The sequence below is a fragment of the Aquimarina sp. AD10 genome (assembly GCF_003443715.1).
Lineage (GTDB): Bacteria > Bacteroidota > Bacteroidia > Flavobacteriales > Flavobacteriaceae > Aquimarina > Aquimarina aggregata.
Map to the genome: position 1 here is coordinate 5,314,207 of NZ_CP031965.1, position 11,840 is coordinate 5,326,046.

General features: G+C 32.2%; 7 protein-coding genes. 2 read left to right on the forward strand and 5 right to left on the reverse strand.

Features of this window, described 5'->3' with window-relative positions; translation table 11 throughout:
* Positions 1 to 25: 25 nt before the first annotated feature.
* Together D1816_RS22025 and D1816_RS22030 are read right to left on the reverse strand one after the other, a co-directional pair.
* Entirely contained in the window at positions 26 to 613 is a 588-nt protein-coding gene (locus D1816_RS22025; RefSeq protein ID WP_118505733.1) for a Crp/Fnr family transcriptional regulator, read from the reverse strand.
* 107 nt (positions 614 to 720) lie between these two features.
* Positions 721 to 1,767: a strictosidine synthase family protein gene (locus D1816_RS22030; protein ID WP_118505735.1), complete on the reverse strand. Its 1,047-nt coding sequence runs from the start codon at positions 1,765 to 1,767 to the stop codon at positions 721 to 723.
* A gap of 398 nt (positions 1,768 to 2,165) precedes the next feature.
* On the opposite strand from D1816_RS22030, the gene D1816_RS22035 reads away from it, so the two are divergent.
* Positions 2,166 to 2,786, forward strand: a complete 621-nt coding sequence (locus D1816_RS22035) for a fasciclin domain-containing protein (RefSeq protein ID WP_066314509.1) — start codon at positions 2,166 to 2,168, stop codon at positions 2,784 to 2,786.
* A gap of 78 nt (positions 2,787 to 2,864) precedes the next feature.
* On the opposite strand, the gene D1816_RS22040 is transcribed toward D1816_RS22035, so the two are convergent.
* Positions 2,865 to 8,897 (reverse strand): alpha-2-macroglobulin, encoded by a 6,033-nt coding sequence (locus D1816_RS22040; protein ID WP_233565304.1) that lies wholly within the window; start codon positions 8,895 to 8,897, stop codon positions 2,865 to 2,867.
* A 458-nt stretch (positions 8,898 to 9,355) separates the two neighbouring features.
* Here D1816_RS22040 and murC point away from each other — a divergent pair, with 458 nt between their 5' ends.
* Positions 9,356 to 10,708, forward strand: a complete 1,353-nt coding sequence (gene murC, locus D1816_RS22045; protein WP_118505739.1) for a UDP-N-acetylmuramate--L-alanine ligase — start codon at positions 9,356 to 9,358, stop codon at positions 10,706 to 10,708.
* Between the two features lie 6 nt (positions 10,709 to 10,714).
* Here the strand turns inward: murC and D1816_RS22050 are convergent, their stop codons facing one another.
* Together D1816_RS22050 and D1816_RS22055 are read right to left on the reverse strand one after the other, a co-directional pair.
* Entirely contained in the window at positions 10,715 to 11,314 is a 600-nt protein-coding gene (locus tag D1816_RS22050) for an FMN-binding negative transcriptional regulator (protein WP_066314503.1), read from the reverse strand.
* A gap of 3 nt (positions 11,315 to 11,317) precedes the next feature.
* The gene (locus tag D1816_RS22055; RefSeq protein ID WP_118505741.1) at positions 11,318 to 11,761 is read right to left on the reverse strand and encodes a DUF1569 domain-containing protein; all 444 of its coding nucleotides are present in this window, start codon (positions 11,759 to 11,761) and stop codon (positions 11,318 to 11,320) included.
* Between the last annotated feature and the right edge of the window lie 79 nt (positions 11,762 to 11,840).

The following is an 11,840-nucleotide window of genomic DNA, read 5'->3' on the forward strand; positions in this document are numbered from 1 at the left end:
TTTTAGACTTAAAAAAGGAATTAAATTAAAAAAGAGTTCTTGGTTTTTTACGAGCTCTTATTTTACTTAAAAATTCAGGAGTAAATCCTAGATATGAGGCAAGCATATATTGAGGTACACGTTGAACGAAATCAGGATTATATTTGCAAAAAACAGTATACAGCTCTTCACCTGATAATTTATACATAAATTGAATTCTACGTTGATCTGCTATACGTACTTTTTCATGTATGATTCTAAAATATTGATTTAAGGAAAGAGAGTCCTTTAGAATACAATCTAATTTTTCTTTATTAATTTTTAAGATCAATGAATCTTCTGCGGCTTGGATACTAAATTCTGAAGGAGTTTGATTAATAAAACTATCAAAATTGGTGTACCACCAATCTTCTATTCCAAAATTAATCACTTTTTCGACACCTTTACTGTTTAAGAAATAAGATCTAAAACAGCCTTTTATTATAAAATATATATGTTTGCAGTATTGCCCTTCTTTTAAAAGGTATTCTTTGTTGTTGACATCTTGATATTCTAACGCTCTTAAGAATAAGGAGAGTTCATTACTAGGTGGGGTGACAAACCTTAATATGTGATTTTTTAATGGTTCTACCATGATAAGAATAGCGTAAAGGTTTTGTGCTATAAAAATAATACATTGTATCAAAATTATGGTAAGAATTCTATGTAAAGAAATGCTAATATGGTAGATAAGTATTGATATTACTTTTTAGGTTTTAAAATTAAAAAGTCCTTATCCATGACATTTCCGGTAATGATTAAATCTTCATAAGGTGTGGCAACTGTCGAGCCAGACATTGTACTGCCATCTTCTACATAAATTTTTTCTACAGAATAATCATTTTTTTCACGATAACTAATTTTTAAAATTTCTGAGGGAGAGGTTTCCTTTTTTCCTTGGGCATATGCTTTAAATCGTAATAAGTTAGGATGAGCCCCTACCCAAAGGTTGCCTTGCGGATCGATTTCAATATTATCCACGCCTGTACCGCAGGGAATATCTTCTATGAATTCTAGATCTCCATTTTGTTTGATGCTATAGACCTTAATTAAGAAACCACGAGGAGAGGCTACATAGAGTAATTGTCGTTTAGGGTCATGATTTATTCCGTTAGCATATGCGATACCATTTGCTACTTCTCTATAGTTTTTGCCGTCAAAGTAGATCACGTTAGCAACAGAAAGCCCACCATATTCTTCCATGAATTTTCCGAAGCCTTCATTATAACCATGATCATTAGTGAAGTAGAATCTATTTTCGTCTACCAAAACAATATCATTAGGACTAATCATAGTTGAATCGATTAATGATTTTTCGAAAATAAGTTGCTCTTTATTTTTCGTAAACACCTCTATTGAATGTCCTTTTGGAGTGTGATTGACCGCCATAACGATATAGGTGCTATCTTTTTTAAGTATAGAAATTCCATGTGGAGCAAAAGACTTAGAGAAAGACGAAGTAAGATGTGTAAGATTAAAATTACCAGATGTTAGGTCCATGCTATATAAGCCTCCATGCTCTTCTTTTGTAGGAGGGTAAATCTTTCTATCTGTTGACGAGATTAAGGCAAATCCATCTATATGACTCACTGTAATATCTTCTGCACCTACTAAAGGTATTTTTTTCAAGATTTCACCATTAAAATGAGGTTCAATGGTTCTGAAATAACCAGTAGATATTAAGGTGTATGCTACAAAACTTATAACGATTAGAGAGAGTGCTAAGATAATTTTTTTTAAAAAACTCATGAATTAATTTTTTCAGATTACATCGATTAAGATAGCGTTACTTTTTAATGCAATCTAAGATACCTAAAAACTATATATTTTAAGGTATGTTAAAGCACATGAAGGTTATTTATAGTAACAGTAAACGATAATAGCACATTAAATTGAATGATAAGGAAAGTAAAAACGAATTCTAAAAGAATGGCTACAGATAATAATTTTACATCACGTATGTGCTGATCATGATACTATATTTATCCTTTATTATTACTGTATTATTTACGTCTTTTATATTCTATGTGATAGAATGAATTTAAGATTCTGTTAAGAGTTATTTAACCTAAGATTACCAAAGCTAAATAATTTTTCAACGTTTAAAAAAAGCTAGATTAAATTAAACTAAAATCAAACCCGTCATAATGAATATTAGAAATTTATTTCCTGTTTTTGTAGGTGCTATTTTATTATTAACCACTGCATGTAGTGACTCTGAAAAATATATAGTCACAAAAGATGAAAACGGAAAGTTAATAGCTCAAAAAATATCAGATTTGCCTGAAATTAATGCAAATAAGGAGCTGGAAGAAAAATTACCAACCATTATAGAGTTTACTTCTGTTGATAAGGGTTTTTCGGTTCTTTCTGATGCTATTAAAACAGCAGAAGTTACAGAAACATTCACGCAAGAAGGAGGTTTTACTATTTTTGCTCCCATCAATAATGCATTTGATAAATTTCCGCCAAAATCAAAAGAAAAGTTGCTGAACCCTGAAAATAAGGAGCAATTAGCAACAGTATTAAAATACCATATCATTCCAAGTGTAATATCTAAAGGAGATATTGTAAAAGCGATAAGAGAAGGTGGAGGAAGTATTCCTTTAAAAACTCTTGAGGGGTCTCGTATAACAGCTTCTCTAAAAGGGGATACTGTATATTTGATAGACGAAAGTGGTAACGGAGGTCGATTGATTACAACTGATGTTGAAGCATCTAACGGATTTATACACACAGTGGATGCTGTTATGATGCCTAAGAAATAAGACTTTATTTTTAAGTCCCAATATATAATTGAAAAAAAGGAGCGCTATTTATAGCGCTCCTTTTTTTATTGCTAATATCTAATTTACTTTAATTCTTACACCTTCAGAATGACTAGAAAATTCGGGAGCATACATACTTTGGATTGTTGTAATACCGTTAGAAAAATCTCCTTTATTATTTACGCGTAAGTCATATTCAAAAACGAATACTCCTTTTGGTAAATAATCGAAGAAAAAGTTAGTTGATGCATCTTTAGTGCTTTCATAGTATCCTAGATTATCCTGCCATTTGTATTGTGAAATTACATTGATAGGCTCAAGTCCAGAAGCACGCATGTCTTTCATATGTACAAACTGCATTGCACGATCAGATCTTAATTCGATACGCACTCGAACCAGATCTCCTAGTGCTAATTTGGTTTTATCGGTAATCTCTGTAATTTTTTCACCAGTATCCGTATTCTTTTTTAAGTATAGTTTTTTCTTAAGGAATAATGGGGTTTTTGCAGGTGTAATCTTATCTAGGTTTTCAAAATATTGCCAGTATAAAGCTCCCCAAGCAATACCTTTTCCTTTTTTTGAAATTTTAGCAGTTCCCATTTCAGGTTTGATATCGTTTCCGTTCCAGGATGTTTTAAAGTAGCCCGTACCTGCTTCTACCTTTACATCTTCTAATTGATTTGGATCAATAGTTTGATTACCAAGTACAATTGATACCATATCTGTAACAGATAACCAATCATTTCCTTGTAGCAACAAAGCATATACAGCATCAGCTGTTGCTTTAGTTGTTTTCCAACGATTAGTTTGTTTGTTTTTTAATAACCAAACCTTTAGATTATCTACAATCTTCGTTTTTAGCGGTTCTTTTTCAATTTCAGAAAATACTTCGATCATTAAAGATTGGGTTTCTATAGGCGCTTGATACCAATACCAACTAGAAGTGTTAGATTTCCAATACATTCCTAATTCTTCACTTGTAATACTTTTCTCATCTAATGATCTAATGATTTTTGTAGCAATGTCTGGATTATTATTTCGGTGCAAAACAAGAGCCAGTAAGCCTTGAGTATATAGACTTTGCTTTAACCAATATTTTTTTGATTGACCTAAATAATAGTCCCAAGCTTCATTCGTTTTTTTCGGCCTAGCAATGTCTTCAAAGAAACTACGCATGTATAGATAATGCACTTGTGTGTAGCTTAAGTGATTCTTATTGATATCTATCTTATTTTTTGCACAATATCGTTTTAAATCGGTATACTCTTTAACAAATTCGGTGTCTAAAAAACGAATTGCATTTTGTAACATATTCTTAGTATTGCTATCAAATTGCGTTACACCAAGTTTTTTAAGATGCCCAAATCCAGTAGCTATATGTTGTGTAATAAATCGATTTTCTAGTCCTCCTTTAAACCAAGGAAAACCACCCGAACCATATTGCATTTGCTGTAGTTTTAGCAATGCAGATTGTAGCTCATTATTCATTTTGTTTAAGTCAAATAATAAAGCAATTCTCTTCTTTTGTTCTGTTTCACTTTGTGCATCACGTAGCCACGGAGTCTCTTGTATTATTAAAGATTTAAGTTCCTGATTCTTTTCAAGATTACTTACTAAAGCATCACTAGATTTCCATTGATTAAAAACTTCCTGAATTCTAGGGTTGCTGTTTGCAATATGACTAGCTAGTGCGTTGGCATAATACCTTGAGAATGTTTGTTCTGAACACTCATAAGGATATTCCATAAGATACGGAAGTGCCTGTACGGCGTACCATGCAGGATTAGAGGTCATTTCTAGAGTTAGCTTATGGTGTTTTAAAGTGGTAGAATTGTTATCTCTTAGTTTAGTAAGCGTAAATGTTTTAGTTTGATCAGAACGAATCCACATAGGCAGTGTTTCGGTTACTAACATTCTATTACTTAACACAGGTAAAACATTTTGTTCTCCATCAGAAAAATCCCCTGCTTTTGCAACGATTTTGTATTGTACTGTTTGTACGTTATCAGGGATTGATAGCTCCCAAGAGATATTTGTATTTCCTTTGCTTTTTACTTCGAAATTTTGACGTGCAGTAGTATTTTGTAACTGAGTATCAATTGCTTTATTTGTTAAAGCATCAAATAATTGTAATTCTACTATACCATTTAAATCTTTGGTAGCTAAATTAGATATTTTAGAGCTTATTACAATTTTATCACCTTCTCTAAGAAACCTTGGAGGATTCGGAAGAATCATCAATTCTTTTTGAGTAACCGTTTCTAATGTGGTGGTCGCAGAGTTTAGTGTTTTAGTATGCGCTAGTAGTTGTAGTTTCCATTTTGTTAAGGCTTCTGGAGCCGTAAAATTAAAACTCACATTACCCTCTTTATCTGTTGTAAGTTTTGGAAAGAAAAAAGCAGTTTCTTGAAGATTTTTCCGGATTTTCACACCTTCTAAAGAAGTTTCTTTTTGAGACTTGTCTTCTTTAGTTTTTTCAGAAGATGCTAGAGCAATACTATCTCCTTCTACAGATTCTTTATCTGTATTAGCAAAGTTTTCTACGGTTATCTCTTCTAATTCTGCATCATCAGCCATTTCCATTGCAGCCATAGGAGCAGGAGAAGATTTCATCATTCGTCTACTTCTAAAATATTGTTGTTGACCAAAATACAATCCAAACCAATTTAATCGATCATATTCTTGATTTGAATAATAGTACCCAGACCCACTGTGGTTTTGTAGATTAAAAGATATACTACCAAAACTTTGTGTGGCAGTCCTTTTGTTTTGAGAATAATATTCTGGACGATTAATTGGGTCAAAATACCATTGATGCGGAGAAAACTGATCTAAAGAAATGTCATACATGCTTGCAAGAAGTTCTGCACTTACACGATCTCCTTTAGGGCCTTTGATAGTGAAACTCCAAGTTTCTTGTTGACCGGGTTTTAATTTGTCTCTAAATGTCTTAGTTTCGATACTAAGTGATGTTGGAGCATATGGCACGGGTATCAAAACCGAACCATTTTGATATCCATTATAATTCACAAAGCTATAACGTATTGCAAAACCACCTAAGTCTTCTTTGGTGACTGGGATTTTTATGATTTTACTGTTGTTAGAAAGCTTGATGAATCTCGTTTCTATAACCTTGTGGTTTTTTTCGATATCAACAGTAATTGTAATATCATTTGATGCAGAACTTAGTTTGACAATAGCTTCATCACCAATGATATATGAGTTTTTGTTCGTAGTAACTTCAAATAATTGTTTGTCACTTATGTTAGTATCCTTTTGACTATACATTGTTGTGTAACGTATGTCCTTTACAGATTGTCCAAAACGATCTTTGGTAGTTAGTTCTATGACATACTTACCGGATTCCCACTTTTTAGTGTTGTTTAAGACAATTTCTTGTATTCCTTTTGTGTTGTCTTTCGTTTTTGCAGTATTAAAAGCTTTTTCAAAAACTAATGTCCCTTTTTTCCAAGTTCTATAATCATGTTCGTTTTCAAAAGCGTCATGAGGGAATAATTTTTCAAACTCTTCTTTTTTAAAGCCTTCATAATCGGGTGCTTTCCATGGGCGTATACGTATTGGTTTGTTGGGAGCTTTTAGTTTGAATATTTTTATTTTCCCAGAAGCTGCAATTGCTTCATTGTTCAGGTTTAGAGTGCTTACTTTAAGTGAACTTCCTTTTTGGGTTTTGTCAATCTTATCTTTTAATTCGATACTAGCAATCATAGCATGATATCCCACACGAACTGTGGTAGTTGTACTTCTAGTTTCACCATTTATATCTGTAACATCAGCTGTGACTTCATATGTAAATATGGGTAAATCATCTTTGTTTGCACTAAGGTCAGGAATTGCTTGAAAATCGATGAAATATTCTCCTTGATCATTGGTTTTAGTTTCACCATGTGTGATTTCTTGTGGTTCAACATTGTACCTTGGATACCAATAGCACCATCTAGGGTATTGTACTTTTCGATGTACTCGATATACCACTTTGGCGTCTGTTATCGTACTACCTGCGTAGGCAGCTGCAATAGCTTTTAACTTGATGGTGTCATTTACTTTATACGTTTGCGTTACAGGATCAAATTTTGTTTCAAATTTTGGTCTTTTGTATTCTTCTACAGAAAAAGAAACGCTATGATAGTCATTAGTTTGTATGGTATAGGTACCTGTAAGTCCAGATGTTGGAAGAATAAATTCACCATTAAAAGACCCATAATCATTTGTGGTGTGATTGGCAACCTTGACTTCTTGACCATTTACATCTCTAAGTGTAATGTATGCAGGTTGTTGCGGTGAAACTTTAAAATCATCTTTTCCACCAGATTGCATTACAATTCCTTTATAATATACTGTTTGGCCAGGTCTGTAAATACTTCTGTCTGTAAACAAAAATGTTTGTTGTCTACTCTGATTATTATGTTGTGGCTGGTACGATTGATTTAAGTAATAACCACTAAAATATGCGTTATCTTTTTCGTAAGAAATAGTAATAGTAACATCGTAATAATGTGTATTTACGATAAGACTTGCCTGGCCATTTTTATCAGTCATTAAGGTTTTATCTAATTTTTTACCATATCCTCTTCGGTCATTCGCTTTAAGGTGCATTTTTGCATTGGCAATAGGCGTACCTGTAATTCGATCAAGGACTTGAAAAATAGTCTTTTCAGGCGTCTTATTTTCAATAAGTGCTAAATTGCTTACTTGCACAGTACCATATGAGAATAAGTTTTTTTGTGAAAGATCTTTTGTGATTGTACTAACGATAAGATAGTTGCCATTTTCTAAAGGCGGAAGTAGGACTTCGGTTGAGTGTGATTGAAAATCATGTTCGTCACAAATTTCAGATTCCCAAACTTTACTTGCTTTAAGATTGTTTAAAAATTTAATTTGATCTGCAGATTGATATAATTTTCTTAAAGCTACTAGTTGATTTTGATTTATTTTTAAAGCTTTAAAGTATAATTTATTTAAATTCTTATAGTTAACGAGTAATCGCCCAGATTTGTTGATCGGAACATATTTCTCAGTCTTTAAAGAAAGTTCGATATGCAGTATCTGACTTTTTAGAGACTTACATTTATAAGCACCTCTTGAATCAGGAAATTTTTTTATGATACTATCACATAACTCTAAAGCTTCTTTTAGTTTCCATCTGTGTGTTTTGTTTTCTTTAGGAATATATGTTTCTCCTTGATGTTTATATTGATTAGCTATTTCATATGCATATAAAGCAGATGTTTTATTCGTGCCTATTTTTTCTTGTTCTTCGGATAGTGTTTTTAGTAAAATATCTTGTTTGTTCGAAAAATTAGCATTTTGATAAACAAAGTTCAAACGCTCAATATTTACCTCTGTTAGCGCTTCTGGAGAATTATCCTTACTATGAAATCGTATTAAATTTTGATATAGTTTTAATGCATTTCCTTGTAGGGATAATGAATCTTTTGGGATTATAACTAAGGTAGAAAACTGTTTATGCTCTTTAAGGTAGTCTGAGCTATTTATGGTAAATGCATAAGCTGGTTTGGTAATATTAGTTTCTGAAGTTTTATAGAAGGACAAGGCATTATGGACTAGAAAATCATATAGCGTAGGGCGGTATTTTTTAGAGCCTTCTTCTTCGTCTAGTATTTGATTAAAGATAGAAAGATCGGTTTGTTGTGCCAAAACCCCATTTTGTATAGACTTTTGATAGTATAGATGTACTTCTGTAAACAAAGTTTCTAAATCCCAGGTTCTAAAATCTTCTTGGTCAGATTTTTCTGAAGTTTGAGTCCTGTTATAAAATTTCCATCTATTTTGTTGGAAATATTGCCAATACATATTGGCAAGAATGCTTTCAAGAATATTTCTTTTGGGAAATTTACTTTCATCAATTTCTCTTTTAAAGTCTTTTATAATATTAAGCTGTGCATCTTCTTCAAGGGTAAGCATATATTTAGCTTTGTGAAGAAGCGCTTTTATGATCTGATTATCGTTATTTTCCTTTTTAGCACTGGTATATATGGTCTGGACTACCTCTAATGCAGATTTAGGAAGCCCTTGTTGGTTAAAAACTTCAACTTTTTTCCAATTAGCTTGGTATTCATTTTGACCTTTCATAGTATATTGATTTGATATACATAATATAATAAGGATGATAAATTTTTTCATCATAAAGATTTTAAGTTGTTAAATTAACATAAGCAAGAGATGTACCAAATTAATGCTCTTTTATATATCTTTTAAATAACATGATAAAGCTAAGTATTTGTATTGAACCCTAACAATTTTGTTTTGATAAAACATTACTAATAAAATACTAAAATGAATAATGGCGAAGTAATATTGAGGGAAACCCTGATTTCAATTATTCTAACACGCTATTAGTTTAGTGAATAAGTTTTCTTAAATAATCAAGAGAGAAGCATATAAACTAGGTTTATTTCTTTTTTGTTCTCTGGTGCTTTTATTATTCATTGTAGGTTGTATCTTTACTTCTTTATATAAAATCATTCGGGCTTTGTTGTTATACTTTTGTTAGTATTCAATCAGTTTCGGATTTGAAGATTATTACAATTATGCGTGTACATTTTATAGCAATTGGAGGAAGCGCAATGCATAACCTCGCTATTGCATTACATCAAAAAGGATATAAAGTAACAGGAAGTGATGATACTATTTTTGAACCTTCGAAATCAAGATTAGATAAGTACGGGTTACTGCCTGCTGCATTTGGTTGGTTTTCGGATAAGGTGACTTCTGATCTTGATGCGATTATTCTAGGGATGCATGCTAAAGAAGATAATCCAGAATTACAAAAAGCAAAGGAGCTTGGTTTAAAGATTTATTCCTACCCAGAGTTTTTGTATGAACAGTCCAAAAATAAAACGCGAGTAGTAATCGGGGGATCTCATGGTAAAACAACTATTACTTCTATGATTTTACATGTGTTACATTATCACGATAAAGAAGTAGATTATATGGTAGGTGCCCAATTAGAGGGATTTGATACTATGGTACATCTTACAGAAGATAATGATTTTATGGTTTTAGAAGGGGATGAATATTTGTCGTCTCCTATAGATCGTAGGCCAAAATTTCATTTATACCAACCAAATATTGCTTTAGTCAGTGGTATTGCATGGGATCATATTAATGTATTTCCAACTTTTGAGAATTATGTTGATCAATTTAGAATATTTATGAGCGCTATTGTTAATGGTGGAGCATTGGTATATAATGAAGAAGATACAGAAGTCAGAAAATTGGCAGAAGCTACAGAAGCCCCTATTCGTAAGTTCCCATATGTGACGCCAAAATATAGTGTAGTAAATGGTGAAACCCTCTTAGATACTCCAGATGGTGAAATGCCTGTTGAGGTATTTGGAGCACATAATCTAAGTAATCTTGCAGGAGCGAAATGGATATGCCAGCATATGGGTATTGATGAAGAAGATTTTTATGAAGCTATAGCGTCGTTTAAAGGAGCTTCGAAACGATTAGAAAAGATAGCAGAAAACGCTACAGGTATAGCTTATAAAGACTTTGCACATAGTCCTTCAAAAGTAAAAGCTACAACTAATGCTGTAAAAGAACAGTATGCAAATAGAAAAGTGATTGCTTGTTTGGAGTTACATACATATAGTAGTTTAAATGCCGAATTCCTTAAAGAATATGAAGGAGCTCTTGATGCAGCCGATGAAGCAGTTGTTTTTTATTCTCCAAAAGCAGTTAAAATTAAACAATTAGAAGAGGTTACCGCAAATCAAATAGGTGAATCATTTAATAGAAAAGACTTAATTATTTATACCAATCCAGAGGATTTTCAAGAATATTTAAAACAAAAAGATTTTTCTGATACTGCCTTAGTTTTAATGAGTAGTGGCAACTATGGTGGGTTAAATTTTGATGAAGTGAAAACTTGGTTTTAAGAGATTTTAAAAATGTTGTTCAAATAATTTGTTGACAAAATTAGCAACATCCTTTTGGTTATTTAAAATCAATTCTTGTTTTGCGTTTTCAATATCTGAAGGCACTTTGTCTTGACTTAGCTTAAACTTTCCTTCCCAATGTTCTACCTCAATCTCAAAACAATGAATATAGGGAACTAGTCGATCCATTCTTGTATCATCAAGATCTAGTATAAATTTTTGATGGGGAGCTTCAAGAAATTCTGTCATAGTGACTATTGATTTTTTGATCGCATCTGTATCTCTTAGCTCTGTTACCGTTCCTGTAGCATGAGCAATGATGTAGTTCCAGGTAGGTAATTGCTTTGTAGTATATATCGAAGGGGAGATATAGGTTTGAGGACCTTGAAAAATAGCCGTAATAGGGTAACCGTCCTTTAGTAATCTAATATGTGGGTTGTTTTTATCGATATGTCCAATTAATTTTTCGCCATGAAATACTAGTGGAGCATGGGTGATAAAGGGAGTCTTATTTTCTGCGGATACTAATACCGAGAACGGATAAGATTTAGCAACTTCTTTACTATTTTCGGGGTTGTAATCTTGGTGATGTTTAGGTGGATACACAGTTTAAACGTTAAATTGTTGAAGATGATGATCTAAATGTTTGTATTGCATTTGGCCCCATTGCTCGTTAGTGAATTTCCCAAACATAGGATGTGGGCCCCATTCTTTTTTATTTCTCTGGTTAGCGAATTCAGACACAAGAGACAATAGCTCATCTTTTTCCTTAATAAATTCTTTCTGGTCTGTTACTTTTAATTTAGCATGTGTAGGTAAGCTTTTTCTCCAAGGTTTATCATTATATAAACTTTTCTTGAAAAATATTTTAGCCAATACGTTAGGCTTAAGATGTGGATGGTTTTTTTGAAGTGCTATTTTTAATGGAAATTGACAATGATTAAGCATTTGTGATGTGGTCATTTTTCCCCACAAAGGTTTTTCGTCATCAGATAATTGTTTAATTCTATTTTCTATTTCATCCAAGGTAGACTTTTCAAACAAAGACTTCATAACTAAAAAATTATAGTGAATAGCTATATCCAAAAATACTGCATTAAAACTATAGAAACAAATAAAGGCAAATCATATG

Excerpts from the sequence above, each read along its gene's own strand:
- D1816_RS22025 (WP_118505733.1), bottom strand. The coding sequence starts at position 613 with ATGGTAGAACCATTAAAAAATCACATATTAAGGTTTGTCACCCCACCT.
- D1816_RS22030 (WP_118505735.1), bottom strand. The coding sequence starts at position 1,767 with ATGAGTTTTTTAAAAAAAATTATCTTAGCACTCTCTCTAATCGTTATA.
- D1816_RS22035 (WP_066314509.1), top strand. The coding sequence starts at position 2,166 with ATGAATATTAGAAATTTATTTCCTGTTTTTGTAGGTGCTATTTTATTA.
- D1816_RS22040 (WP_233565304.1), bottom strand. The coding sequence starts at position 8,897 with ATGAAAGGTCAAAATGAATACCAAGCTAATTGGAAAAAAGTTGAAGTT.
- murC (WP_118505739.1), top strand. The coding sequence starts at position 9,356 with ATGCGTGTACATTTTATAGCAATTGGAGGAAGCGCAATGCATAACCTC.
- D1816_RS22055 (WP_118505741.1), bottom strand. The coding sequence starts at position 11,761 with ATGAAGTCTTTGTTTGAAAAGTCTACCTTGGATGAAATAGAAAATAGA.